The 24,420-nt window shown below is 55.1% G+C and carries 24 protein-coding genes and 7 pseudogenes; 26 read left to right on the top strand and 5 right to left on the bottom strand.

The annotated features are described in order from the left end of the window. Positions 1–3: 3 nt before the first annotated feature. The 5 genes from ACA051_RS05795 (at position 4) to ACA051_RS05815 (ending at position 2,115) form a co-directional block, all read left to right on the top strand. Positions 4–567 carry a hypothetical protein gene (locus tag ACA051_RS05795; RefSeq protein ID WP_497373865.1) on the top strand — a complete coding sequence of 188 codons (564 nt, stop codon included), beginning with the start codon at positions 4–6 and terminating at the stop codon, positions 565–567. A 224-nt stretch (positions 568–791) separates the two neighbouring features. Next, complete coding sequence (locus ACA051_RS05800) at positions 792–1,121, top strand: phage holin, lambda family (protein ID WP_497308438.1); 330 nt, start codon at positions 792–794, stop codon at positions 1,119–1,121. A gap of 4 nt (positions 1,122–1,125) precedes the next feature. Further along, the gene (locus ACA051_RS05805; protein ID WP_497373867.1) at positions 1,126–1,320 is read left to right on the top strand and encodes a DUF7940 domain-containing protein; all 195 of its coding nucleotides are present in this window, start codon (positions 1,126–1,128) and stop codon (positions 1,318–1,320) included. A 36-nt stretch (positions 1,321–1,356) separates the two neighbouring features. Next, positions 1,357–1,743 carry a hypothetical protein gene (locus tag ACA051_RS05810; protein ID WP_497373869.1) on the top strand — a complete coding sequence of 129 codons (387 nt, stop codon included), beginning with the start codon at positions 1,357–1,359 and terminating at the stop codon, positions 1,741–1,743. A 39-nt stretch (positions 1,744–1,782) separates the two neighbouring features. Beyond that, positions 1,783–2,115, top strand: coding sequence for a hypothetical protein (locus tag ACA051_RS05815; RefSeq protein WP_497373871.1), 333 nt, complete (start codon positions 1,783–1,785; stop codon positions 2,113–2,115). Here the strand turns inward: ACA051_RS05815 and ACA051_RS05820 are convergent. Beyond that, a complete protein-coding gene (locus tag ACA051_RS05820) occupies positions 2,084–2,311 on the bottom strand; it encodes a hypothetical protein (protein WP_497373873.1) in 228 nt (75 codons plus the stop codon). The two genes, ACA051_RS05815 and ACA051_RS05820, sit on opposite strands and share 32 nt — an antisense overlap. A gap of 356 nt (positions 2,312–2,667) precedes the next feature. On the opposite strand from ACA051_RS05820, the gene ACA051_RS05825 reads away from it, so the two are divergent. The 13 genes and pseudogenes from ACA051_RS05825 to ACA051_RS05885 form a co-directional block, all read left to right on the top strand. Then, positions 2,668–3,243, top strand: coding sequence for a terminase small subunit (locus tag ACA051_RS05825; protein WP_497373875.1), 576 nt, complete (start codon positions 2,668–2,670; stop codon positions 3,241–3,243). Between the two features lie 3 nt (positions 3,244–3,246). After that, positions 3,247–6,291: a phage terminase large subunit family protein gene (locus tag ACA051_RS05830; RefSeq protein ID WP_497373877.1), complete on the top strand. Its 3,045-nt coding sequence runs from the start codon at positions 3,247–3,249 to the stop codon at positions 6,289–6,291. Positions 6,292–6,303: 12 nt separating this feature from the next. Next, entirely contained in the window at positions 6,304–7,164 is an 861-nt protein-coding gene (locus tag ACA051_RS05835; protein WP_497373879.1) for a phage tail protein, read from the top strand. Then, on the top strand, positions 7,139–7,345 hold the full coding sequence (locus ACA051_RS05840; protein ID WP_497308488.1) for a tail protein X: 207 nt from the start codon (positions 7,139–7,141) through the stop codon (positions 7,343–7,345). Before ACA051_RS05835 ends, ACA051_RS05840 begins: the two co-directional genes overlap by 26 nt. Before the next feature lie 81 nt (positions 7,346–7,426). Continuing rightward, a complete protein-coding gene (locus tag ACA051_RS05845; RefSeq protein ID WP_497373881.1) occupies positions 7,427–8,473 on the top strand; it encodes a phage late control D family protein in 1,047 nt (348 codons plus the stop codon). A gap of 56 nt (positions 8,474–8,529) precedes the next feature. Beyond that, entirely contained in the window at positions 8,530–9,093 is a 564-nt protein-coding gene (locus tag ACA051_RS05850; RefSeq protein WP_497373883.1) for a glycoside hydrolase family 19 protein, read from the top strand. Positions 9,094–9,464: 371 nt separating this feature from the next. Further along, positions 9,465–9,644 carry a lysozyme family protein gene (locus ACA051_RS05855; RefSeq protein WP_497308496.1) on the top strand — a complete coding sequence of 60 codons (180 nt, stop codon included), beginning with the start codon at positions 9,465–9,467 and terminating at the stop codon, positions 9,642–9,644. 10 nt (positions 9,645–9,654) lie between these two features. Continuing rightward, complete coding sequence (locus ACA051_RS05860; protein ID WP_497308498.1) at positions 9,655–10,125, top strand: DUF1353 domain-containing protein; 471 nt, start codon at positions 9,655–9,657, stop codon at positions 10,123–10,125. A 467-nt stretch (positions 10,126–10,592) separates the two neighbouring features. Beyond that, on the top strand, positions 10,593–10,838 hold the full coding sequence (locus ACA051_RS05865; protein WP_497373885.1) for a hypothetical protein: 246 nt from the start codon (positions 10,593–10,595) through the stop codon (positions 10,836–10,838). A 368-nt stretch (positions 10,839–11,206) separates the two neighbouring features. Then, positions 11,207–13,246, top strand: coding sequence for an endo-beta-N-acetylglucosaminidase (locus tag ACA051_RS05870; RefSeq protein WP_497373887.1), 2,040 nt, complete (start codon positions 11,207–11,209; stop codon positions 13,244–13,246). 98 nt (positions 13,247–13,344) lie between these two features. Then, a pseudogene (locus ACA051_RS05875) lies at positions 13,345–13,704 on the top strand (transposase); the annotation flags it as partial. Next, positions 13,704–13,805 (top strand): annotated as a pseudogene (locus tag ACA051_RS05880) (DUF1348 family protein); the annotation flags it as partial. The pseudogenes ACA051_RS05875 and ACA051_RS05880, both read left to right, overlap by 1 nt. A gap of 45 nt (positions 13,806–13,850) precedes the next feature. Then, a pseudogene (locus ACA051_RS05885) lies at positions 13,851–13,985 on the top strand (helix-turn-helix domain-containing protein); the annotation flags it as partial. Between the two features lie 45 nt (positions 13,986–14,030). Here ACA051_RS05885 and tnpC read toward each other — a convergent pair. Further along, positions 14,031–15,563, bottom strand: coding sequence for an IS66 family transposase (gene tnpC / locus ACA051_RS05890; protein ID WP_497373889.1), 1,533 nt, complete (start codon positions 15,561–15,563; stop codon positions 14,031–14,033). A gap of 18 nt (positions 15,564–15,581) precedes the next feature. Next, positions 15,582–15,941 carry an IS66 family insertion sequence element accessory protein TnpB gene (gene tnpB / locus ACA051_RS05895; RefSeq protein ID WP_024647222.1) on the bottom strand — a complete coding sequence of 120 codons (360 nt, stop codon included), beginning with the start codon at positions 15,939–15,941 and terminating at the stop codon, positions 15,582–15,584. Positions 15,942–16,025: 84 nt separating this feature from the next. Between tnpB and ACA051_RS05900 the strand changes: the two are divergent. From ACA051_RS05900 to ACA051_RS05915, 4 genes and pseudogenes are all read left to right on the top strand, one after another. Then, positions 16,026–16,918, top strand: a pseudogene (locus ACA051_RS05900) (IS30 family transposase); the annotation flags it as partial. Between the two features lie 305 nt (positions 16,919–17,223). Beyond that, positions 17,224–17,745 (top strand): superoxide dismutase [Cu-Zn] SodC, encoded by a 522-nt coding sequence (sodC, locus tag ACA051_RS05905; RefSeq protein ID WP_497373891.1) that lies wholly within the window; start codon positions 17,224–17,226, stop codon positions 17,743–17,745. Between the two features lie 77 nt (positions 17,746–17,822). After that, positions 17,823–18,083: pseudogene (locus ACA051_RS05910) on the top strand (transposase); the annotation flags it as partial. Between the two features lie 401 nt (positions 18,084–18,484). Continuing rightward, a complete protein-coding gene (locus ACA051_RS05915; RefSeq protein WP_497373893.1) occupies positions 18,485–18,937 on the top strand; it encodes a DUF4440 domain-containing protein in 453 nt (150 codons plus the stop codon). Positions 18,938–19,075: 138 nt separating this feature from the next. Here ACA051_RS05915 and ACA051_RS05920 read toward each other — a convergent pair. Then, positions 19,076–19,477 (bottom strand): annotated as a pseudogene (locus ACA051_RS05920) (transposase); the annotation flags it as partial. A gap of 575 nt (positions 19,478–20,052) precedes the next feature. Here ACA051_RS05920 and ACA051_RS05925 point away from each other — a divergent pair. Continuing rightward, positions 20,053–20,907 (top strand): annotated as a pseudogene (locus ACA051_RS05925) (cation:proton antiporter); the annotation flags it as partial. A 662-nt stretch (positions 20,908–21,569) separates the two neighbouring features. On the opposite strand, the gene ACA051_RS05930 reads toward ACA051_RS05925, so the two are convergent. Beyond that, positions 21,570–22,052, bottom strand: a complete 483-nt coding sequence (locus ACA051_RS05930) for a helix-turn-helix domain-containing protein (RefSeq protein WP_497373895.1) — start codon at positions 22,050–22,052, stop codon at positions 21,570–21,572. A gap of 811 nt (positions 22,053–22,863) precedes the next feature. On the opposite strand from ACA051_RS05930, the gene ACA051_RS05935 reads away from it, so the two are divergent. From ACA051_RS05935 to ACA051_RS05945, 3 genes are read left to right on the top strand one after another with little or no spacing between them, the layout of a single operon-like run. Beyond that, positions 22,864–23,592: a metallophosphoesterase family protein gene (locus tag ACA051_RS05935; protein ID WP_497373897.1), complete on the top strand. Its 729-nt coding sequence runs from the start codon at positions 22,864–22,866 to the stop codon at positions 23,590–23,592. A gap of 16 nt (positions 23,593–23,608) precedes the next feature. Then, complete coding sequence (locus tag ACA051_RS05940; protein ID WP_497373898.1) at positions 23,609–24,013, top strand: DUF6957 family protein; 405 nt, start codon at positions 23,609–23,611, stop codon at positions 24,011–24,013. A gap of 49 nt (positions 24,014–24,062) precedes the next feature. Then, on the top strand, positions 24,063–24,419 hold the full coding sequence (locus ACA051_RS05945) for a hypothetical protein (RefSeq protein WP_497373900.1): 357 nt from the start codon (positions 24,063–24,065) through the stop codon (positions 24,417–24,419). Position 24,420 lies beyond the last annotated feature (1 nt).

Consider the following 24,420-nt stretch of genomic DNA (forward strand, 5'->3'; position numbering starts at 1 on the left):
TCAATGGGCATCTATAAAGATGTGATGGGCACTCTGGTGCGCGTACTGGCCGCCGACAACATCGACAACAGCACCAAGCAGTCGTGGCAGAAGCTGATCGACGCCGATCTACGCCAAGGAGGCACCGGTAGCTCGCTGTCACCGCGTGATAAGTTCGATTACGACTGCTGCCTCTATGCGCTGCTGCACCGCCAGCTTGAGCCAGCCCAGTGGAATGTTTTGGTCGCCAAGTACTCGACGCACAAGGCTAATAAGGTCGCCGCCATCGGCCGTCTGGTGGCACGCATGACTTCCCCGGCTCCGCAGCTGTTCATCTACAAGGCGCTTACCGCTTGGGCAATCCCCAAACTCAAGGGTGTCCAGATCGGCAAGCGCTCCACCGATATGATCGTGCTGCCCGCCGAGTTCTACGACATGAACACCTGGGACCTGGAGGGCAAGCCAGAGTCGACACGCCGGCGCTGGAAGACTGGGATTGCAAAGCGCCTTGAGTCGTTCGAAGAGGCCGCAGTCATCCATGCGACCGAGGTATTCGACAGGGAAGAAATCTTCATTGATGCTGCTTGACGTAGTGACGGAATGATCGTAATTTATTCCCATCATGTCGATCTTGCGCGTTATGAGAGACGACAAGCAAAGCCCAGCCATCCGCTGGGCTTTTTGCTTTCTGTTCCAAGGCCTCGCCATCGTGCGGGGCTTTTTCGTTTTCGGCTCCACCACACCCATCGCTCCGAGCTGGGAGTGCTGTTGGAGCTGAATCAATTTCGCTCCCCGAAAGGGAGGAATCTGAGATGCCGAACATGCCCGACAAACCAGACACCTGGCTCATCGTCATGGCCTGGCTTAGCCAGCATGCACCGATGTTCTACGCTGCGGCGCTGTCGTGCTGGATCGCTTTCTTGCGTGTCATCTACGGCGGCGGGGGGCGGCGACAAGCTTTGCTGGAGTCCTGCCTGTGTGGTGCGATCACTGCCGGGGCCTTCCCGCTGCTCGAGTACTTCAATCTCCCTTCGAGCCTTGCAGCCGCTGTAGGCGCCTGCATCGGCACGCTGGGCGTCAAGAAGGTTGCCGCGTTGGCCGACCGATTCACCGACTTCAAATTGCCCAAGCGGCAGGAGTGATTCCATGCAACTGATCGACAACTGGAAACAAGCGCTGAGCATGACCAGTGTGCAGGCCGGCGGCGCCATTGCTGTCTTGGGCATCGCTGAACAGCTGATGCCGCAACTACAGACCGTGCTGCCGCCGATTGCTTATGGCGTGTTGGGCGTCCTGGTGATGGTTGCTCGCGTGATCCTTCAGCCGAATCTGGGCAAGTAGGTCGCGTCTTCCTTTAACTCACAACGAGGTGATTAAATGAAAAAATACTGGATTACTCCGCATCAAGAATCGTCTGTGTTGGTCAAGGCTGAGCGTATGGAATTGCTCGACAAGCAGGTGACTCTGTTCGTCGGTGACCAAATCAAAGCCCATTTCCCGCACATTGAAAGTGTCGTGGTGAATGAGCTGGAGCCATTGCCTGCTTTGTCTGCCGCAGAGCCGATCAGCTACACCACTGGTGTTGTGTCTAGCTTTTTGTCACCCGTCAGCCCGCTGGTTGAAGCGTTCGACTCTGTGGCGCGACTGGTTGAGGATCTTAAGTTGCGGGATCGCCCAGGTCATGTTGGCCCGCCTGGCCCATTGGTTCAGCATTTAGATGCCTTGTTGGCTGAGCAACGCGTGCAGTTGTGCACCACTTACTAAGCGGCCCGAGAAATTACAAATTGGGGAGTGGTGCGAATCATGAGCGTTAGAGACAAGCAAGCCATTTCGACTTGGCAGGTTGTTGTGTATGACGACTGTGTCAGCTTCACGCGTGTTGATAACGGGCAGATGCAAGAAAGCTATCCGCCCGTCTCCGTTTCAAAAGCGTCGGTATACGCCGCGGCTATTGTTCATGGTCTACAACCACCAAGAGATCTTCGCCCTTGCGATAAAGTAAAGAGTGAGGAAGAGATTGAAGTTGAGATGCTCAAGGCCACCGTTGAGCGCCTTGAGCAGCAGGTGGAGCGATTTAGCGGCATTCAAGTGCCGCGCGAGCAGTTTATTGTTTCGGCGTTAAGGCTGGGGCGTTGACCGCAAAAATATTAGCAGTCGATTTTTTGACTTCCTCCAAGTCGTCTCTAAGGCCTTCGGGGAAATGTTTGAGCTCATTGTCGAGAAATACTTTTGCGTGACGGACGATGGCCTGTTGGCCGTTTTCATTGAGAGCCCTTATCAGTGACATCAGTGCAAGCTGAGTTGAATAAGCTTCAGTGTTGAGGTTTTTCATATGTTTCCTTTTGGTTTTGATGATCCCAAATCGATCTTAACCATGTGAGGAGGCGTCCGCCATTGCGCGGCTCTGTTTGCGGGGCATGGTCCAGGGAGGCCTACCGCCTTGCACGATGTTGGTGTGACGAAAGTCGCCGGGGACCCTGGCGTTTTCCGAAGGACACGGGGTCGCAAACCCGCGCAAAAGCGTTAGCGGCCCCCCTGAAAAGTTACTGAAATATCCCTTACTGAAATTTCAAAAAAACGGGCTTAAAGCCCTGAGCTAAAGATCGTCGCGCGATATTTCAGTAAGGATTTCAGTTAGAAAAATTTTCAGCGAAAAATTTCAGTAAGAAGAGACCTAAGGAAAAGACGGTGACGGCGCCCATTTACCTATCGAAGAAGGCCTTCGCGGATCGTATTGGCAGGTCGCCCAGCTATATCACTCAGCTCAAGGAAAGCAGCCGCTTGGTGCTGGCCCCGGATGGGAAGAAGGTCGATGTCCTCGCAACCGAGGCCTTGATTCTTGAAACCGCCGATCCAAGCAAGGCCGCCGTCGCCGCTCGTCACCAGCAGGATCGAGCTCAGCGCGATGCTCACGGCCTGCCGATGTCCTTTGCAGCGTCTTTCGTTCAGGACCAGGAGCCCGAGTTCCAGAAGGCCCGTGCCCTGCGTGAGCATAATCTGGCGCAGCTAGCCGGGATCGAATTGTGCGAGCGACGAGGTCTCTTGGTTGAGCGGACTAAAGTGGAAATCGCAGCCTACAGCGCTGGTCGCACGCTGCGCGATCTATTGCTGGGCATGTCGCCGCAATTGGCCCCCGAACTGGCAGCGATGACAAGTCACTGGGAAATCGAAAAGCGTCTGACGGCAGAATTGCGCCGAGTTCTTGAGGATGCAGAGCGCATGTCTTTGGCGGACCTTGCCCATGTATTAACTGTTGAGAGCTAATCTATGTCACCGGAAATGCCGAACGGTGCAGAGGCGTACCGTGAGGCTTATTTCCGTGGGCTAAGACCAGAACCGGATGTCTGGATTGATGTATGGGCTGACGAGTACATGCGGATCCCGCGCGATACCGGAGCTGCTGAGCCAGGCAAATACCGCACTTCGCGCACACCGTATGCCCGCGAGCCCATGCGTTGCCTGTCCCCGGCACACCCCTGCAAGCGCGTGGTCACCATGGTGGCCTCGCAACTGATGAAAACACAGATCGCGCTGAACTGGATCGGTGGCCTGATCCACATGGCGCCGTCCAACGTTCTGACGTTATTGCCGAGCCTGGGCTTGGCCAAGCGCGTGTCATCGCGGATCGGCAAAACCATCAAGGCGACACCGGTCCTGCGCGAGCGTGTGGCGGCCAACCGTTCGCGCGATGCGCGCAACACCATGGACACCAAGGAGTTTGAAGGCGGGTCGTTGTACATCACCACCGCCGGCTCCGCCGCCAACCTGTCGGAGCTGTCGGCCCGCTATATTTATGGGGATGAGGTTGATCGCTGGGTTGTGGACGTGGGTGAGGAGGGCGACCCTGTCGAGCTGGCCGAAACGCGGGCCAGTACCTTCGGCCGCAATGCCAAGTTCTATTTTTCCAGCTCGCCGACGATCAAGGGTGCCTCGCGTATCGCGGATCTGTTTGAGTCCAGCGACCAGCGCTATTACTACGTGCCCTGTCCGACCTGCGGGCATATGCAGGTTCTGGAGTGGGAGCGTCTGCATTACTCGACCGGTTACCAGGTGGTGCATTACCAGTGCGCCGGTCCTGATTGTGATGTGCTGATTGAGGAATTTCACAAGGGCGAGATGCTGGCGAAGGGGGAGTGGCGCGCCCATGCCCAAGGCGATGGCGAAACCGTAGGCTTTAACCTCAATGCGTTGTACTCGCCACCCGGTTGGACCGGTTGGGCGGCATTGGCCATGCAGTTTGAAAAGGCCAAGGTGGCTCAGAACAAAGGCGATCTTGAGCCCATGCAGGTGTTTTACAACACGCGCCTGGCCAAGGTCTGGGACAGCGCCCAGGAACAAACCAAAGCTGATGTCCTGATGGCCCGGGCACGCTTGGAGAATTATGGACTGGGATCCATGCCGTCCGCGGTACTGATGCTCACCGCATCGGTCGACACCCAAGGCAACCGCCTGGAGTTCATGGTGGTGGGCTGGGGCGCTGGTATGGAGCGCTGGATTATCGACTACCAGGTCATCTGGGGAGACCCGTCCGATGAGCGCACGTGGGCGGCGCTCGATGAAAAACTCAAGGCTCGGTACCCCCATCCGTGCGGTGTGGCCCTGGCGATCTTGGCAACGGCCATCGACTCCGGCGGTAACCATGTGGATGAGGTGTACCAGTTCTGTCGTTTGCGCCGTTGGCGTAATGTTTTTGCGGTCAAGGGTGCCAGTAAGCCTGGCCGGCCGGTGATTGCCCAACGCCCGTCCATGATGGACGTGACCTGGAAAGGTTTGACGGAGCGCAATGGAGTTGAGCTCTGGCTAATCGGTACGGACACGGCCAAGGACTGGATTTATAACCGTTACCCGGTGGAAGACGGTCCGGGTGCGCTGCACTTTGCCAACGATTTGCCAGATGATTTTTTTGCCCAGTGTGTGGCCGAGCGCAAGGTCGCCCGGTATGTCAAAGGGTACAAGAAAATCGAGTGGGTTAAGGGTAAGGCTGAACGTAACGAGGCCCTCGAAGGGACCTACGTCACTCAAGGGTTGAGCAAGCTGTCGGACGAATCGCCCAAGGTGGTGACCGGCATCGGCGCGGCCGTGGCAGCGGTGATCGCCTTTCAGAGCGCCATGAGTACCTTCAAGATCGCCAAGGGCTTGCTCAACATCGGTCGCGGTTCGCTGATGGGTAACCCGAACATTCCGCAAAAAGTCATTGTGGTGGGCGGTGGTGGTGGCGGGAGTGGTGGTCTGGATGCCGGCGATCTGGACGACGACGGCAAGCGCGACAAGAAGGGCAGGAAGGGCGGCCGGGGTGGTAAAGGCGGCAAGTTGGCCAGTGTCGCCTCGACCGCCGCAAACACGGCCAAGGCGGCCAGCACGGCCGGCGCGGCCGGTTCGGTCGGTCGGGCGGTGAGTGGCGTCGGTCGCACCGTGGCCTCGGGGGTCAAGGGTCCAGCGATCTTTGCGGTCGTTGAGGCCGGTTTGAAAGCCAAGGACACCTACGACAACGCGGTGACGCAGGACGAAAAAGCCGAAGGTTACGGCGCGGCAGTGGGTGGGCTGGCGGGCACGCTGACCGGGGCGGCCGCTGGGGCGGCGCTCGGCACGATGGTCCTGCCGGTGGTTGGCACTTTCGTCGGCGGTTTGATTGGCGGCTATCTCGGCAGCCAGGGCGGTGACGCCCTGGGCGGTGCGCTGGGTAAGGCGGCGTTTGGCACGCCCAACGAGCTGAAGCGCCTGCCGGCCGCCGGGCCGCTGATGATGGCCAATGCCGGCAAGGACATCCCGCCGGTGCTGGGCGGAATTGCCCAATCATTCGCGCCGTCGACCACCGGGCCGCTGATGCTGGCCAATCCGGGCGCCGGCCCGGGAGCGAGTGTTGCCGCGACGGCCGCCGCGCCGATTGTGCCGGCCGCGCCGCCGGTGTCGTATGACCCGCGCGACCTCAACTCGAAAGACGCCATGCTGATGCCGCACTTTGCCAACAAGGTGCGCTTTCCGGGCTCTGAGTTGCGTCGACCGAAAGTCATTCGCTCGGGGCTGGAAGATCCGGCGCCGCAACCGGGGGAGGCGGCCAAAGCCATGATGCTGGCGCCGGCCAGCGCGGAGGCGGCGGCGGGGGCCTTGGTCAAGCCGATGGCGGCGAAAGTGGAGGCGCCCAATGTCGAGTCCAACGTGGCGATTCAGGCGCCGTTTTCGCTAACGGTCAACGGTGACGTCAAGGACGCGGCGCAACTCTATGGCCAGCTCAAGCCGTTGCTCGATCAGCACTATCGCGACATGGCCAAGCAAATGGGGAGCGCACAGCTCTTTGATGCGCCGCACGTTTAATCAGGAGGGCGTATGTCTGATCAGGAAAAGACTTCATTGCAGCAGTTACAGTCGGGGCTGAAGTTTCTGGCCTCGGCCGGGGAAACCGGACGGCGCAGCCTGGACGGCATGTTGGGGCCGGTGAATGGCGCGATCGGGGAAATTACCGGCGCAGCGTCCGAGCTGGAGGGCTTACCCTTTGTCGGTCCAGCGGTCGGGGCCAAGCTTCAGCGCGTCATGCGCGGGGTGAATGCGGCTCAGGCCAAGGTCGGGCAAGTGGTGGCCATGTACGGCACGGCCACCCGGGCGCTGTCGCAAATTGACGAGCGCCTGGGCGTGCTGAAGGAACAGGCGGGCAAGGCGGCGACGGCGATCAACAAGATCGCCGGCAAGGTCAGTCCGTCACTGGCCAACATCGTGCCTACGGGGGCCTTTGCCACGGATCAGACGCCGGCGCCGGAGGCGGTCAAGCCGTTTCCACACCTGCTGATCATCCAGCCGCAAGACCCCAAGGCGCAGCCGTATTTCTTCAACCTCGACACGGCCGCGTTCGATGAGTTGCGTCGATCAACCGAATTCCGCTGGGCTTCTCAGGAGCGCCTGTCGCGTCGACCGGCGCAGCAAGGCGTGGGCATGGGCGACGAAAAAATCACGCTCAAGGGCGCGATTTTCCCGGGTTTCAAGGGCGGCCTGAAGCAGCTCGACACGTTGCGCACGCTTGGCGCCCAGCTCAAGCCGCTGACGCTGACCACGGGTTATGGCGACGCGCTCGGCACCTGGTGTCTGAAAAGCGTCGAAGAAGAACAAAGCTCGCTGATGCAGGGCGGCATCCCCCGTAAACAAGGGTTCACTCTGGAGTTTGTGCGCTATGGCGACGACATGCAGAACGTCTGACGGGGATCTGCTGGACACCATCTGCCATAACTTCTATGGCCACCTCAACGGCAGCGTGGAGGCGGTCCTTGATGTCAATCAGGGGTTGGCTGATGAGCCCCAGCCGTACCGCGCAGGTGTGCTGATCATACTGCCGGATCTGGCGGCGCCCGCTCAAGAACAAATCACGCTGTGGGATTGATGGACTACACTCGTGTCGTTAATCGCTTCAATCCTTACTTTTTTGCCCGCCTTGTGCGGGTTTTTTTTTGGGAAAAATTCGATGACACCCCAATTTCGTATCGTGGCCGATGGCGCCGATATCACCGGACTGATCAACGATCGGCTGATCCAGCTCAGCACCACCGACAAACCGGGTATGGATTCGGACACGTTTGAGTTGCGCATAGATGACCGTGATAGATTAGTGACGCTGCCCCGGCGCGGGGTCGGGATTGAGGTCTACCTCGGCTATGCCGAGACGGGCTTGGCCCGTATGGGCCGTTACGTGGTTGATGAGGTCACGGTGTCCGGTCCGCCGGATACGATCGTGATCAAGGGCAAGGCCAGCGACATGCGCGGCAGCGGCAAGACCGTGCGTAGCGGGAGCTGGGAGGGCGTGCCGCTGTCGACGATCGTCGGTGATGTCGCCGCGCGTAACGGTTGGGCGCCGGGGTGTCCAGTGTCGACCAAGGTCGCCCGGGCCGATCAGCTCGGCGAGTCTGACTTCAATTTCATCACGCGCCTGGCTAAGCAATACGACTGCACGGCCAAGGTCGCGGACGGCAAATTGTTGGTCATGCCGCGCCAAGGTGGGCAGACGGCCAGCGGTAAGGCGTTTGGCGCGATCACCCTGACGCGCAGTGATGTCAGTCGCTGGCAATTCACCCTCGGCGATCGCAACACGCACAAGACGGTTGGGGCTAAGCACCAAGACCCGAAAACCGGAAAGCTGGTGGTCGTGTCGCTGGAGAATGACGACCTGCCGGACGGCCTACCCTCGGTGCATACCGATCGGCATATCTACCCCAACAAAACCGCCGCCGAGTCCGCCGCCAAGGCGCGCTTGGCCGCGTTCAATCGATCGAGCGCCGGTGTGCGTTTTGAGATGCCCGGCCGCACGGATCTGTTTGCCGAACGCTCGATCATTGCCCAGGGTTTTAAGGTCGGCCTCGATGGCGAATACCTGACCGACTCCGTCGAGCAGGTGTATACCCAAGCGGGCTGGTCGACCACCGTCGAATGCAACGGCGGCAAGACGGGCAAGGCCAATGCCAAGGGCAAGAAAAAGCAGAAGGAAGCCAAGCCGCTCAAAGTCGTCACCCTGTAACCGCGCAATCGTGCACCCCAATCCGCCGCGTGCGGTTTTTTATGCCTGGAGTTTGTATGTCCATCACCGAGCAACAGCTACAACGCATCATGCCGAACGCCCGCCGCCAAGCGGGCGTTTTTGTGTCCGCCCTCAACGCCGCCATGGCGCACCGGCAAATCAAAACGCCCAAGCGCCAAGCGGCGTTCCTGGCCCAGGTGGGTCACGAGTCGGGCCAGCTGCAGTACGTGCGTGAGCTGGGTGGGGAGCAGTACCTGAGCAAATACGACATCGGTAATTTGGCGGTGAAGCTGGGCAATACCCCAGAACTGGACGGTGACGGCCAGCGCTATCGCGGTCGCGGCCTGATCCAGGTGACCGGCCGCAATAACTACCTGCGCTGCAGCTTGGCACTGTTTGGTGACGAGCGTCTGCTGCGCACGCCAGAGCTGCTCGAGCTGCCGCAATGGGCCGCCGAGTCGGCCGCGTGGTTTTGGTGGGGGCGCGAGCTGAACGCCTTAGCCGATCGGGATGAGTTCGAAGCGATCACGCGCAAGATCAATGGCGGCCTCAATGGCCTGGCAGATCGACTGCAGCTGTGGGAGCGGGCGAGGGCAGTGTTATGCGTCTCGTCGAGCTGATCCCGCAAAGTTAAAAAGAGCGACCGGAAAGGATGCGTCAACATCCCAGCGAGCGGCTTGCTTCCATATAACGGTAGCCTTGGTCGAGCATCAGACTCACAGCTTCACATTTGAATAGGATCGAAAAGGAGCGATGATTTCTTGCCATCAGGCACCTCGGTATTGTGACCGGCATCGACAGGAAATCGGAGGTGTTCAAGGGTTTCACCAATCCCCCCTTCGTCCGAGGCCAATCGTCCAAGACTATCAACACGGGTGGATTGACCTCAAGCGCCTCTGGCCGCTATCAGCAGATGCTCAAGGACTGACCGCATTACCGGACGCTGTTCAAGCTGGCGGATTTCTGTCCAATCAGTCAGGATCGGTTGGCTTTGCAGCACCTGCGCGAATGCCGGGCACTGCCCGACGTACATGCGGGGCGCATTGAAACGGCGATCAACAAGTGCCGGAGCATCTGGGCCAGCCTGCCCGGGGCCGGTTATGGCCAGCATGAGCAGCGCCTGGAGGATTTGCTCAAACAGTTTCGCCTTGCGGGCGGAACATTTTCGTGAGGAGAGGCTAATGCAGTCATTCACCGCCCCGTTGGATATACGCTACGACACGGCAGCCAGTCAGGTGCTGGGGGCCGATCACTGGCGCGTGATCACGCCCTATCGCTATTACCTGGGCAGCCAGTACAGCGAGCAGTGGGTCACGGTCCCGACGGGGTATCTGACCGACGGGGCCAGCGTGCCGCAGCTGCTGTGGAATTTGATTCCGCCCTGGGGCAGTTACGGCCAGGCCGCTGTGGTGCACGACCTGCTTTGTGAGTACTTGACGATCGTGGTTGCGGGCGAGCTGGTGAGCATCACGCGTGAGCGCTGCGATGAGATTTTTGATGAGTCGATGGGTGTGCTGGGGGTGCCGGCCTGGAAGCGCTGGATCATTTACCAGGGCGTCCGTGTGTTTCGCAAGCTGGCGGGCAAAGACAAGCCTTCCAGCCGCCCGCTGAAGCGAGAGCTTGAAGCCGCCTGGCAGCCGCTGCTGACGTGAGTTCAATTAGTACCGAAGTGGAAAAAGAGCGACCGGTTGGGATGCTTCAATATCCAGCCGGCCACCGTCCAAGGAGATGGGCAGAGGAACGTTTGGGTTCAACTCAGTACTTTCAGTATCGGCAGTCGCCGAAGTCAAGCAGAAATACATGGTTATTTAAGACTGTCTTTAAGTGCGAATAATAAGAGCATATTTTTTATTGGCTATATAGAGTGTCTCTTGTGGCGAGACTGGAACGGCACGCAAATGACCATTACCGCTGACGGTAACGTCGCTTGTCTTTCGAGTGATGGAAGAAATTGCGCATGAGGACGGTCCTCGTTAAGTGCTTCCGAAACAATAACCCCTCTGGTTTGCGGTGCTATGCATAACACCATCTATGGAACAAGCGGCTATGATTCTAATCATTGGTGCTCGAAAGTTTATGCGCAATTTTACGCCAGATGGAACGATGGAACGATGGAACGATGGAACGATGGAACGATGGAACGATGGAACGATGGAACGATGGCATGATTGCCGATTTAGATGTTCTCTACTTTGTTTCGCCAGCTGGAGATATCATATGTTTCTCTAGTAATGGTGAAACATGCGATTGGGGAAGTCGTAATCCAACAAACTCTCAGAAGTCTACGGTTCAGCCGTTGGTATGTGGCAAAATGCATCAAGCGCTTTATGGTCAAACTGGTTATACCGGTGATCACTGGTGCTAAAGTTGCCTATAAGTTCCCAGTCGCCTCGTCAAGCTACACAGAGAGTCATAGGGTAACTCAAGGCGCGTATGCAGGAATAATAATTAAAGATGTCTATCTGCCAGTGCCTGAAAAAATTCAAAGATAAGTGCAAAAATTATCATCAATAATCGGAGTGCTATAAATTGCCTTGTTGGTAACGCGGATTTTCCAGCAAGCGTACAATATAACGAACTCCAAATACTCTGCCTAATCCCAGATATTGAGAAAAATGTGTTGTACGGTAAATGCTCATTGAGTATACGCCAGGTCAGCAATTTTTTTGGCTACAGAGGGAATGTACAGCTTGATCCGGTTCACAATTGATTTTTATTACTACGGAGGAAATCATGAAGCTTCTTTGTATAATTATGATGTTTTTGGCATCAGTTGTGCTTCCAGTGTATGGAAGTGAGCCAGAGCCGAATAAAAATTTGACTCAGACAGTAATTCAACTACAAGAAAAGACCACGTTATCGGCGGCAATAATGCCCCCCGAAGTGGCTGGGGGAGGTATTCCGATACGTATTCTTGGAAGCTCTAGGCCAGAGGAAATATGTATTACACAAAATCCATACTCTTCCGCCGTTCGGACCACTGGTAATTTTAGCGGAGGGCATACTGCAAAAAATGTACTTCGATATATTGCTGTCGGGAGTCAATACTCGATTTATGTAGGATGCCAACCAAGAGAAGAGTTGTGCTCTGTTGATGCATCCAGGGCGCAAGGTACCCTTACTGCAGGGATGACTCCGGTCGCTATTACATGCGTGCCAAAAGATGAAATAACAGGCGCTGTCAATGTTAAGCGTAACCATGTCTGGGCTTTGAATGCAACACATAATCAAAGAGGCTATCCTCTTCTCTCATCTTTAGATTTGAACAGCCCGCTCCCAGCAAGTTACGTTGCGCCTGCACCTGCGTGGACGAAACCTGCTATGACAACAGAGTGGGCCGGAGTTGGCGTCCGACCAGTAACGACCAGAGACTACACCCTGATAGACCGAACCGTTGGTTCTGTAAATCCATATGAATCAGGCGTCGACACGTCAGTATATTTTAGTGGATGGGCCTTTTTCAGGAAGTTCATTGCATTTGGCGGCGCAAGTAGCGAGGGAAGTCATGTCGTGGCCCCTCATCCGGACTGGGTACGAGCGGCGCACTCAAATGGCGTACCTATTTATGGTACGGTTTTTATTGCAAATGACAATAGCTTTACTGACTTGACTGATGCATTAATCGGAACTGATTATAGTTGTTCCTTATGGGATAACGATTGCACGATAAACACCCCCACAATAGACAAGCTTGCAGCATTGGCGAGAACGCTTCATATTGATGGATGGCTTCTGAATATTGAAGCGGGCATTGATGGTACGGCCGATTCAAGCTCAGGTGCCAGAGCCCGTCTTATTCAAAATCTCACCAAGTACAAATTCAAGAAAATTAATGATGTTGGTTTTGAAGTGTATTCAAATATACCAGTTCCCGGTGCATTTTCGGATGACCAAATTACTAACTTAGGTTCATGGGGTGTAGGTGAAAATGGGATGGCTGTCGACGATGCAACAGGTTTTCCGACTGCGGAAGTTGCAAGTCGGTTAAATTTTAGTCGCCCTTATATATTGTACCTCAATGAGCCAGTATTTCGTAATACACCCATTGGGGTGGAACATCCACTTCCATGGAGAGGCGTGTCCGCAAGGCAGGCGGTATGTTCTTACCTTTTGAATGACGGTAGTTCAACATTTATCGGTCACACTGATCTGAAATACCCTTCCAGTAAGACGAGGGCGCAAGCTGTATGCGGAGGAGATACTACTGCGCCGACCGCGACAAGGACGTTGGTCGTCAAGGTGCCCCCTGGAGTAAATGTCGATGTTAAAAAAGGTAACTACGACTCTTTGACTGGAACGTTTATTGGAACGACAACACAAGTGCTCTTTTGCAGCGGTGTAACCCCACAGGGTTCGTCGGAAATTCTATACTACAGCACATGTTACGTAGAACTGCCCAGTAGTGGCGGTACATATGTGTTTGACTTAGCTGGCGAGAATTGGGCGTTTGAGTCATCGTTATATCCATCTGGATTTGGCAAATACAATATTGCCGCTTATCGGATTGCGGCAAGACCGACACTTTGGACTCGCTTTGGTCATGTTGCTACTAATTTTGCGAGGGAGGATTACTATGACGTTTCCACTCAGTACTCTCGAACTGCAAATAATGCTACAGACAATTGCTGGTCATACCAGAATGGCTCAAGATGCGCGATCTATGATCCTGGACTTGCCTCAAAATGGACTTCACCATTTTGGGGTTATGGATCGGTTGCCCAGACGCGCAATCTAGGAGTATTCATTCCTGCAAAGAATTTGTATAGCGACTAATATAAAATATTTTTCCCTTCGAAGAAGGTCTGAAGTAGTCGTGGGGCGGCCGAGGGAACTGAGTGCAACACCTGACCGTTCCGGTTCGGTGTTGCACTATGTCCTATCATGAACTTAGCGTCGAAGAGCGGGTAACCATCCAGCTCGATCACGTCCAAGGCCTCAGCCTGCTCAGATTGGCCTCTTGATCAAGCGCTCGCCCTCAACCATCAGTCGGGAGTTGAGGCGTTATCGGGAGAGTTGCGGCCGTTACTCAGCCCTGATAGTGCAGCGCTACATGAAGGTACGCCGTAGGCCCTGTCGACCCAAGTGCAAACTGTTGCGAGGCAGTGAGCGCTTTGATTTCGGGACTCATATGTTGCGTTAGAGTTTGTCTCCCGAACAGATTGCCGGCAAGCATGCGCAGCATGAATATTCCCAGTTTGAAAGATGCTTATGTTTGCGGGGAGGCGATCTATGGCACGACGACTCGGGCAACTGGTTCCGGTCGTACGGTAACGAGAATTGGGAGTTCGCTGCGAACGGGCTTATGCAGCGGCGTTTTGCCTGCATTAACGACGGCGGTCTCAAGGACCAAGTGCAACACCTGATGTAAGGTGTTGTCATGCCCACGACGTATACACATCTCAGCACTGAGGAGCGGGTCGCCATCATGGTGATGCAGCTTCAACAATTCACTCTGCGAGCTATCGCCACTTTACTGAGGCGTCATCCAAGCACCATTAGCCGTGAGATCAGGGTAAGCGCTCCATAAAACCCACCTAGTCAAAGGTGGGCGGTGCGGTTAGCTATGAGATTGGGGTGCGCATTTCCAAGGTGGCAGGGCTTCGTAATCTTCCACCGAAGCCGCCATTGGCAGGCGCTCAAGTGCGTGGCGCAGCCACGCATAGGGCTCTTGGCCGTTGGCTTTAGCAGTCTCGACCAAGCTGTAAAGTTGAGCGCTAGCCGTCGCCCCTTTTGGCGTGTCGCTAAACAACCAGTTTTTTCTTCCGATAACGAACGGCCGTATTGCACGTTCTGCGGCGTTGTTGTCGATGGGCAAGTAACCTTCCTCGACGTACCGCTCGAGTTTGTTCCAGTTGTTTGCCAAGTAGCTGACGGCTTTGCCCAATGCGTTCTGTGTAGTCACGTACGGCAGCGTCTTTAGCATCCAGTCTTTCAGTTGACACAGCACGCTGGCGCTCAACTCCTGGCGGCCTCTTTTCCGCGCCTCATCACCACTCCGTTTGTAGGCGATCTCGATGCCATATAGTTTGCTGATCAACTTCAATGCGATGTCGGCCCGTCCTGTCTTGCCCTTGGGCTGTACTTTTTGCGCTTCGACAAATTTACGCCGTGCGTGAGCCCAACACCCTAAACGTTCAACTCCGGCCTGTGCTCCCAGCGCGTTGTAACCCGCGTAATCGTCAGTCATGACGTAGCCGCGATAACCTTCGAGCAGGCGCGACGGTACCTCCTGCGCTCGGCTGGTGGAGTAGTCGAAAAGGATCACCGGTTTGTCTGGCGGGCCGCCGGTTTGCACCCACATCCAGGACTGACTGCTCGGCTCTCGGTCAGGCTCTTTCAACACCTGTACGCGTGTTTCATCGCAGTGGATGACACGGCTGGCCAACAGGCTATCGCGCATTAAATTCAGCAGCGGCTGGAAGTGCTCGCCGCACTGGATAACCCAGCGAGCCAGGGTCTGGCGCGGAATATCGATGCCGTGGCGGCCTAGTACTTTTTCAAAACGGTGAAGCGGCAGACCGTCCACGTACTTGGTGGTCAGCAGCATCGCCAGAACACTTGGGCTGGCCATGCTTTTTTCAATCAGTTGAGCCGGCTTATCCGCAGTGACCGGTGCGGTCTCACAATCGCGGCAGCCATAAACTTTGCGCACATGTTTGATAACGCGAATCTGCATCGGCACGATTTCAAGCTGCTCGCTGACTTCTTCGCCAATGGCGTGTTTGCGGCAGCCGCAAACGCAAGTCAGTTCATCCTCGGGAAGTTCGTGGATGACTTCGATACGTGGCAGGTCGGCGGGCAGCGGCTTTCGTTTACCGCGACGCCTGGCTGGACCGACGACCTCTTCTTCAGCGTCTTCGCCGACGGGTTCGGCGATGCTTTCAGTTTCGTTGAAAAGAGCTAACTGCGGCGTGGCCGGATCGGCTGTTTGTTCGGACTTGCGTCCGAACAGGCGCTGACGCAGCAGCGCGTTTTCTTCTTCAAGATGAACAATACGGCCCTTGTTAGACTCGCGCTCAAGCAGCATTTGCTCTAGCAATTGCTTGAGCAGCGCAGGATCGTCAGGAAGATCTTTGGGCATTGAAATCATGCCCTGGATTATAACGAATCAGGCCACGAATCGCGGCGTCAAAACCTGATGAGGACGGTTACGCCAGAGGTCGAAACCGTCGAGCATCCAGTTGAGTTCCTGAACAGTTAGGACAATCGCCTCGTCGGTGGCATCGGGCGATGTTTTGAATCGCTCAGATTCAAGGCGCTTGAGCCAAAGGCAGAAGCCGTTGCGCTCCCAGTACAAAATCTTCACGCGGTTGCGCGGTTTGTTGAGGAAGACGAAGAGCACCGGGTCAAACACGGCGACCTTGATGTCCAGCTCGACCAGCGCAGCCAGGCCATCAATGGATTTTCGGAAGTCGACGGGCTTGGGGTACAGATACACTTTTTCGACTTTTGCGTCGGGTCGCATCATGGCGGATGGGCTCCAGAAAGGAATCGGGAGCACAGCATCCGGGATCAATTGGCGGCTTTGAATGTGGGGTTCATGGAGCGGTTACAGATCAGGCGGCACAGCCAGGCGGGCCGATACGATTCGGTTCACGCCGCAAGCCGGGCACGAACGCTCCGTCACAAGTCGCGCCGCCAGTCTCGTTTGTGCTCTGGTTCTGAGTTATTCCAAGTGATCACGCAAATGTTGCGCATTGGCTGGTCACCCCAGCAAATCGCCAGCAGACTGCGCGGTATTTGGCCCGATCACCCCGAGCGACATGTGAGTCACGAAACCATCTATCTGGCAATTTATGCCTATCCGCGCGGCGAGTTGAAACGCCAGCTCATCAGCTACTTGCGCCAAGGTAAAGGCAAGCGTCGCCCTCGAACCCAGAGCGCCATGCGTCGAGAGCGCTATCCCTCTGAGCTAAGCATCCACTTGCGCCCACCGGAGGTCGCTGACCGCCTTGTTCCAGGGCACTGGGAAAGCGACCTGATCATTGGGGCCAACAACCGCTCTGCTGTCGCCACGATGGTTGAACGCACCAGCCGTTACGTCATTCTGGCGAAACTTGACGCACCGACCGCTGATGCAGCGGCTCAAGCCATTCCCGAGAGATGTCGCGCATGGCACCATCTCTGCTGAAAACCATGACGCATGATCAAGGCAGTGAGATGGCCCGCCATGCTGAAATCACAGCACAGACGGGGATGAAAATTTACTTTGCAGATCCGCACAGCCCATGGCAGCGCGGGAGCAATGAAAACACCAATGGTTTGCTACGCCAGTATTTGCCCAAAGGCATGGATCTTTCCCTTGTCAGCCAGGAACGATTGGACGAAATTGCCGACCTGCTGAACACTCGACCACGCCAGACGCTGGGCTGGAAATTTCCTGTCGAAGTACTGGTTGATTACCTCCAGCTGTTAGCGAGGAACAAGCTCGAAACCATCAACTGACTGATGCACTTGGAACCTGAGACCGCCCCCCACCCGCTCCCTCAGTGCAGAGATGTGGACTTTGTTGGCATGGCAAGACGCTCATTCGTATAAGCCTTAAAAACACCCGGGGCGCGTTTGTACTCCATAGTATTTTTCTATTAGCACTCGCAAGGTTTTTTTATTGTCCGCTAGATCTGGATTTTCTTATTCTGCGTCACTCGCAAGCATGACTAACGACCTATTCAACAGCGACTTACCCAAGCTTGCTATACGTTTCACCCCCAAAACGATACGCAGTAACCATCAAGGTTAAGGATAGCTCCATGAAACGTTCACTTTGGTTTGGATTGGTTGGCACCCTTGCACTCGGCTCTGCAAACGCGGCTTCCCTTCAGGTACCAATGAGTCTCGTGAAAGCGGATGGGCTACCGCAAGCGATCGGCACCATCAAGGTCGATGAAACACCCTATGGTCTTGTCTTCACCCCCGATCTGAAATCGTTACCAGCCGGCGCCCACGGTTTCCATGTGCACGAAAACGGCAGTTGCGAACCAGCTATCAAGGACGGAGTGAAAGTCGCTGCACTTGCCGCCGGCAGTCACTTCGACCCACAGAAAACCATCAAACATCTGGGCCCTTACGCCGATGGCCACTTAGGCGATCTACCAGCGGTTTACGTTACCCACGAAGGTGTCGCCAACTACCCTGTACTCGCGCCGCGCCTGAAAACACTTTCGCAGATCAAGGGCCATGCATTGATGATCCATATCGGCGGCGATAACCATTCCGATACGCCCAAGCCTCTGGGCGGTGGCGGCGACCGCGTTGCCTGCGGTGTAATCTAAATCGCGTATTCGCAAAAACCGCTCTGCTGATCGTTTTGAGTGGCATAGCAGTTTGCATTTCCGCTCAAAACCATCACAGTAAACACGGCATGGAAATTTACTTTGCGGATGCACACAGCTCATGGCTACGCGGGGTAATGAAAACACCAATGGCTTGCTGCGCCAATATTTACCCAAAGGCACTGATCTCTCCCTGATCCGTCTGGAACGGCTGGACGAATTTGTCTACTTACTAAACACTCGGCCAAGCCAGGCGCTGGGTTGGTGGTTTCCGATTGAGGTAATGGTCGATTATCTTCAGCTATCCCGCGAGCAACAAGCTCAAAACCATTAACTGACTGTTGCACTTGGATCTTGAGACCGCCCACCTTTGGGCGGCCTGAAATAAAAAGCGTTTCCAACGTCGAATGTACGGTTTTTGATGCATTGGTCACGCACGACGAATCATCGGTTGATTCGTCGTGCCGGACTACTCCTAATAATGAGTCTTATTTCTGGCGTGGACAACTGGCGCCCAAGTTTCCAGCCAATAGCATCCTGAAAATCGTCTTTAAGGAGGACCGATCAACTTGCCGTTCAGTGGGTAGGTTGAAAATCTCGCTACTGTCCTGCGCGTACCGCAATGGTGGCATTTTAGCCCAATTCTCCGCGTAAACAGCGTGGACTATTGAGCCGTTTTTTTAATCAGTCCGCGAAAACATACTTTCACGTAACTCATCCATCAACAAGAGGCATTCATATGCGCATCTTTTTTGCATCTGCTTTACTACTTTCAGCATTCACTGCTCAATCAGTCGTCGCCGCTGAAACACAGCTATGCGAAACCCTTTCCACAACGGAGGTGGAGAACCTGTTTGAACGCTGGAACAAGTCACTGGCAACGCTTGACTCAAAAGAAGTTGCAAAAAACTACAGCAAGGACTCCGTGCTTCTGGCAACTTTGGCTAACGATCCTAGGCTGACAAATGACCAAAGAATTCAATACTTCGATGAGTTCCTGAAAAAAAAGCCACAAGGCAATATTGACAGCCGATCCATACAGACGGGTTGCAACTGGGCAGTCGACATCGGCACCTACACCTTCACGATGAAGGACGGCGCCAAGGTGCCAGCCCGCTATACCTACACTTACATTTATGAAGGCCACAACTGGCTGATCTCTTCGCATCACTCTTCAATGATGCCGCAGTAACCTTGCAAAACAAGCGGCGCGCGATTTTTATCGTGGGCCGCTTCACTCGGATTCGTGAAGTTGGCTCTGATACCTTTGACTCACCTGCCACCCCAGCGTTCCCCCCCTCAGGCACACGAACTCTCCAGTGCCCTTGCCTCCGCTTTGAACTATATTCAGGTTAATCGTTTCAAACAGCACCCGCGTTAGCTGATGGGTTTCCAGCAAGCGGCGAAAACGCAGCAAGGTAGTTGCATCCGGTGCCGACTCGCGGCCCAGGTCGATGTCCATAAAACCACGGATGGCCTGGCTGTCGTAGACGGCATCTTCGCAACCTTCATCGGAGAAACCGAAACACTGCTGCACGACATACATGCGCAGCATGCGTGACAACCCAATCGCAGGGCGTCCGCGCTTGCCTGTGGTGTCGCTATAGAACGGCGCCACTTGCGCCTCCAGCTGTGCCCAGGGCACCAGCTGTTCAAGGTCAGCCAGGAAGCGATCTCGGCGAGTCTGCTTTTTCTTGCCGGTGTATTCGAGTTCGGAGAAGGTCTTCTGCACGCGCGTAACGCTCACGGAGAGGGTGGCTGGTTGAAGGTACTCAGTGTGCCAAGGGTGGGGGCGGTTGGCTATTTTTGCAGCGTCTCCCTAGGGGACTGTTTAATAGGAGTTGTATTTAGTCGGCAGGAAGCCGGAGGTGGGATTTTCTTCGGGAAACTCTTCCCCAAAACGCAACCGTTTGGACCAATGTTTATTGGGTTCTAAAGAATCGCAAAAGATGCTGCTTTTTGTGGTGGATTTGTAGCTCAAGGCCTTGATTATAAAGGCCTTAATTGATTTTTATGCGGCATCCCAGGCTTTGATGCCGAAAAGGTGCAACGTTTTGCTTGAAACGGTCAAGGAATTGCCCCCTTTGCAGGTGCTGGAAATAAAAGGTGAAGGATTATGCCATGACCGGACGGTTTCGCGGCGGCCGCGGTCGTTAAGTCATCGCAACCCCTGTGTGAGCCAGTTCGCTCCCATAGGGGGAGTCAGGCAGTTCGCGACTGCGTGCGACATTGGTGCAACGGTCAGCCCGCAGTCTAAGCGGCTAATATGGCACTTCAATGCTGTCGATTGCCTGGGAACTGCGCTTTATGCAAACCGCCTACACCGTCCTGATCCTGCTGATGCTGGTCGGCGTTTCACGCCTGATCGGACGGGTGATCCCGCTGCCGCTGCCCTTGGTGCAAATTGCCGCGGGTGCGGTGCTGGCCTGGCCGACCCTGGGTCTGCATGTGGCGCTGGATCCCGAATTGTTCCTCTTTCTGTTCCTGCCGCCGCTGCTGTTCTCCGACGGTTGGCGTATGCCCAAACGAGAACTGTGGCGCCTGCGCGGGCCGATCCTGACGCTGGCGGTGGGGCTGGTGTTGTTTACGGTGGTCGGCGCCGGCTATTTCATTCATTGGTTGTTGCCGAGCATTCCTCTGCCGGTGGCCTTTGCGCTGGCGGCCGTGCTGTCGCCGACGGATGCCGTAGCGGTCTCGGCGATTTCTCAGAACCGCTTGCCGACGCCGCTGATGCACATGCTGCAAGGCGAGGCGCTGATGAACGATGCCTCGGGCCTGGTGACGTTCAAGTTTGCGTTGGCCGCAGCGGTAACCGGCGTGTTTTCACTGGCCAACGCCAGTGTGACATTCGTGTTGGTGGCGGTCGGCGGCCTGGCCGTTGGCGTGGCGCTGAGCTGGCTGGTCGGGCGTTTGAGGTCGTGGATGATCGCTCGTGGCTGGGATGATCCGGCGACCCATGTCGTTTTCATGTTGTTGCTGCCGTTTGCCGCCCACGTGCTGGCCGAGCGTCTTGGCGCCTCGGGCATTCTGTCGGCGGTCGCGGCGGGGATGATGCAGAGCTGGCTCGATCTGCTGCCGCGCCAGACCAGTACCCGGCTGCTCAACCGCAGTGTCTGGTCGTTGCTGGAGTTCGCGTTCAACGTCACGCTAGTTTTTCTTGGGGGGGAAGGTAAACGAGGTCGGAGAGGATGGGTAGTCTGTTGATTTTCACTCATAAATCCAGTGACTACTTGGGTTTAAGGATGTCCATCAACTGGCTAAACACTCGAATTCAGCATGCCTAAGTGGAGAAATGTAAACAAGCCCTCTGTGCGAGTTTTTTTGCGGAAGATGTAAACCTAATCCATTTTTCGTCGCCCCGTGTTTAAAAATTACCGCTTCGATTTGGCTTGAATCCCTTGGTTTTACTGAGCCTAGACGTTTACATTTTGAGGAGTTCGGCGTTGAAAACGCTAGCCGACTCGACACCAGTTTCCTTGGGTCAATAGATGTGTTCGATGGCGCGGCTCAGCTGGCTGCCTGGGCAAGATAGCGCTGCACTATCGATTTCGAGACTCCCAATTCCCACGCGATTTCAGAATTGGACATGCCAGCGGCTTGGGCAGTGGCGTGCGTTCGAGCGCCTTTTAGACGTCACGAGTTACCGGGCGACCCTTTCGAGGTTCATGTTTAAAGGTGATGAGTTCGAGGACTCCGTCTCGTTTGAGAGCCTCGAGCGTAGATGAGATGCGCTTCAAAGTCTCATCAGCAGGTTCGCCAGGCTGCAGAGAGTTGATTAGAAGGGATCAACAGGGCACCGACTCACTAGTGGGAAGACACTGGGCCTAGTTGCTATTTTTCTCCCTGATTTTTTTGCAGTATCTGGAAACAGTTGCCGGGCTGAGCTCAAGATTTTTAGCAATATCCTTTTGATCCAACCCTGTGTGCAGAAGGGCTTTGATCTTTACTTCAATCAGTTTCTGACGCGATTCATTGGAGAGGCCTTCTGTACTCTGAACTCGGTCAACTTCATTCTGGAATGCTTCGAGCAAACCGCTCTGACCGAGAAGGTCAGTATTGGCAAGAGCGCTCTTCATCGTCTCCTGAATGGACTGTCCTTTCCGTACGGATTCGCACAGAGCGATCATCAAAAGTGGTTCGATTTTCAGCACGGCAGCGATGCCAATTACTTTATCCAGCGTAACGCTCGAGTTTCCGTTCTCAAGCCAGCTCGTGTAATGACGACCCATAGCTTCTGAAAACTCATCCTGGCTCATGCCCTTTGCTATGCGCAAAGCTCGCAGCGTGATAGCGAATGCGCGCTTCATTGGCATTTTGCATCCCCAAAAGGTAGGGATAAAGCCATGTTGCTTCGATTTCATCGACCGTATATATTAGTCAGGTGAAATCGAAGGCCTTAAACCTTCGAATATCAAATATCGAAAATTGCACATCTTCCACTTGGCTTTTTTGGTGTCCTTAAAACAATAGCCATAAATTGCCAGATAGTGGCGGGAGTAGCCGTGCGCGAAATTTCCGCCGCCGAACTCCACAAGCGGCGAGGAGACCGTTTCAACCAACATACGTAGCCCCATTTTTTTTAACCAGCCGCTTTATGCAGAACTGCTGCACCGCGCTACGAGGAACCCCGCGTCATGTTTATTTCAGATAAAACTTTTTCGATTGGCCCGCCTGGATTCCCAGGGCCAGGCCGGACGGCTTGGCGAATGGTTGAGCGAGAATTGGAGGTTCCTTGGTACCACGTCCGCTGGCGGATTCGTGACGGAGGCCGATCTTGGCCTAAATGGTGTATGCCAGCAGACGCCTCCGTTCTGGAGCACTTACTTTCGCTGCGGAGTCCAGATCACATGATCGAAGAGGTGCAGGTTGTGACCGCGCCCCATGTGAATGGAACTACTTCTGACCGCATGGAGACGTTGACCAGTCTGGTGGTTGGTTACCACCAAAATAGAGGGCGCGTTCTGCTTCACAAGGTCGCTAGCGGAGCTGTGTACAGCAGCGCTCACAATTGTCTCGATGTCAGTTTGCTCACCAACACTCGAACAATCTATGAGGATACGAAGAGTGCTCATTCACCAGTTCAGGAATGTGCCGAGCACTGAATAGCAGGTGACTTCGATGAAGCTTCAAATCTACTCAGATCTGCACCTTGAGTTTGCTCAATTCGATCCCACCCCAACCGATGCGGACGCAGTCATTCTTGCGGGTGACGTTGATATCAAATCGCGTGGAGTGAAATGGGCGAACGAGGTTTTCCAGTGTCCGGTGATCTACGTGTGTGGCAATCACGAGTACTACGGTGGCCACATCGATCACACGCTGCGCAAGATGAAGGAGGCGGCAGCGCCTCATGTCCACGTACTCGAAAACGAAGCCTTGATCCTGGATCAAACCCGGTTTTTGGTCACAACGGCGTGGACGGATTACTCGTCAACTGGGAATGCCGTTGCGGCAAAACGCGCTGCGTGGGAATGCATGAATGACTTCGCCGTGATCAGAGCGGATGAAAGTTTTCGACGGTTGAACCCGGATGACCTGATAGCTAAATCAAGGGCTGCGCATTCCTGGCTGATTCAAGAGTTAGAAAAGCCTTTCAACGGCAAAACAGTCGTAGTCACGCACCACGCACCAGCCTTGGAACACGTGGGTGACGAGCTTCCTGAAGACCTGATTGCCGCCTATGCCAATGATTGGCCAGAACTGTTGTGTAAGGCCGATCTTTGGGTTTACGGGCATACGCACGTCGCAGCGGACTTCATCAAAAATGGGTGCCACGTAGTTTCCAATCCACGCGGCTATCCAAACCAAAAAACAGGTTTTGATCCGAATTTGTTGATCGAGATTTGAGAGCATCGGTATTGCAATGGTCACGTTGGATGAAATCGCTCGGCTCCTCTACGGTACCGAAGGGGAGACTTCGGGCTGGAATGGATCTCAAGAGGACTTGATTTCCTTCGCGGGAAAGCTGTTCCCCGGCAAAGCGTACTGCGTCGTGCGGCAGTGGATCTTGATCGACCTCACTGTGACATCGGTGGAAAAGGAAGAGCTGACGTTACTTGGTCTGATTCCCGCGACGCTGTACGCCCACGAAGTTGTCCTAGAAAGCAGGGGCCGCTTTCAACCGAAGATGTGGGTGCGGAGCAATTTCGGAGTGTCTTTCATTTACGGCTGCATGTTTGAAACCAAAAATACCGTCTACCTTCTCTGGGGCTCAGGTCAGAGAAAAGAAGCAAGCTTGGGGGCCGCGTTTTCGATGTCCGCTGGGTGAGCGGTGACGCCGAAAAACACAAATTGGATCGTTTTGGAGCTTTGGCCGGATGCCGGAAGAAATTGCAGTCGAGATTCACGGTAAGGATGTGAGTGACTTCCAGCTGAGTCGCTTGGTGCGAGCGAGTGATCGAAAATACAGCGTGCCGATTACTGCTTTCATCAGTGATGCTTTTATCGCTGATGATACGTGTGTAGGTGTTTCTTTCGACCACGCAGAGAAACACGAGGTATACCGCGAAGCAGATGGCGCCATCCTTCGCACAGGAAAAATTCACACCGTACGGAAAGAAGGGCGTTTCTGGCTGCTTGAAACACGAAACGGCAATTACGTCATCGGCAGCTTTCTGCGGGGTGTTGGGCGGGTGAGTTTTCTTAAGTTTTTGCGCACCGGCGAGCGTATCTGAG

Source organism: Pseudomonas sp. LBUM1669 (assembly GCF_059695705.1).

Bases quoted from the DNA above. Each gene is read 5' to 3' on its own strand.
- ACA051_RS05835 (WP_497373879.1), top strand. From the start codon at position 6,304: ATGTCTGATCAGGAAAAGACTTCATTGCAGCAGTTACAGTCGGGGCTG.
- tnpB (WP_024647222.1), bottom strand. From the start codon at position 15,941: ATGATGCGACCCGACGCAAAAGTCGAAAAAGTGTATCTGTACCCCAAG.
- ACA051_RS05810 (WP_497373869.1), top strand. From the start codon at position 1,357: ATGAAAAAATACTGGATTACTCCGCATCAAGAATCGTCTGTGTTGGTC.
- ACA051_RS05945 (WP_497373900.1), top strand. From the start codon at position 24,063: ATGCCGGAAGAAATTGCAGTCGAGATTCACGGTAAGGATGTGAGTGAC.
- ACA051_RS05870 (WP_497373887.1), top strand. From the start codon at position 11,207: ATGAAGCTTCTTTGTATAATTATGATGTTTTTGGCATCAGTTGTGCTT.
- ACA051_RS05840 (WP_497308488.1), top strand. From the start codon at position 7,139: ATGGCGACGACATGCAGAACGTCTGACGGGGATCTGCTGGACACCATC.
- ACA051_RS05860 (WP_497308498.1), top strand. From the start codon at position 9,655: ATGCAGTCATTCACCGCCCCGTTGGATATACGCTACGACACGGCAGCC.
- sodC (WP_497373891.1), top strand. From the start codon at position 17,224: ATGAAACGTTCACTTTGGTTTGGATTGGTTGGCACCCTTGCACTCGGC.
- ACA051_RS05815 (WP_497373871.1), top strand. From the start codon at position 1,783: ATGAGCGTTAGAGACAAGCAAGCCATTTCGACTTGGCAGGTTGTTGTG.
- ACA051_RS05865 (WP_497373885.1), top strand. From the start codon at position 10,593: ATGGAACGATGGAACGATGGAACGATGGAACGATGGAACGATGGCATG.
- ACA051_RS05800 (WP_497308438.1), top strand. From the start codon at position 792: ATGCCGAACATGCCCGACAAACCAGACACCTGGCTCATCGTCATGGCC.
- ACA051_RS05805 (WP_497373867.1), top strand. From the start codon at position 1,126: ATGCAACTGATCGACAACTGGAAACAAGCGCTGAGCATGACCAGTGTG.
- ACA051_RS05930 (WP_497373895.1), bottom strand. From the start codon at position 22,052: ATGAAGCGCGCATTCGCTATCACGCTGCGAGCTTTGCGCATAGCAAAG.
- ACA051_RS05940 (WP_497373898.1), top strand. From the start codon at position 23,609: ATGGTCACGTTGGATGAAATCGCTCGGCTCCTCTACGGTACCGAAGGG.
- ACA051_RS05845 (WP_497373881.1), top strand. From the start codon at position 7,427: ATGACACCCCAATTTCGTATCGTGGCCGATGGCGCCGATATCACCGGA.
- ACA051_RS05820 (WP_497373873.1), bottom strand. From the start codon at position 2,311: ATGAAAAACCTCAACACTGAAGCTTATTCAACTCAGCTTGCACTGATG.
- tnpC (WP_497373889.1), bottom strand. From the start codon at position 15,563: ATGATTTCAATGCCCAAAGATCTTCCTGACGATCCTGCGCTGCTCAAG.
- ACA051_RS05850 (WP_497373883.1), top strand. From the start codon at position 8,530: ATGTCCATCACCGAGCAACAGCTACAACGCATCATGCCGAACGCCCGC.
- ACA051_RS05915 (WP_497373893.1), top strand. From the start codon at position 18,485: ATGCGCATCTTTTTTGCATCTGCTTTACTACTTTCAGCATTCACTGCT.
- ACA051_RS05795 (WP_497373865.1), top strand. From the start codon at position 4: ATGGGCATCTATAAAGATGTGATGGGCACTCTGGTGCGCGTACTGGCC.
- ACA051_RS05830 (WP_497373877.1), top strand. From the start codon at position 3,247: ATGTCACCGGAAATGCCGAACGGTGCAGAGGCGTACCGTGAGGCTTAT.
- ACA051_RS05935 (WP_497373897.1), top strand. From the start codon at position 22,864: ATGAAGCTTCAAATCTACTCAGATCTGCACCTTGAGTTTGCTCAATTC.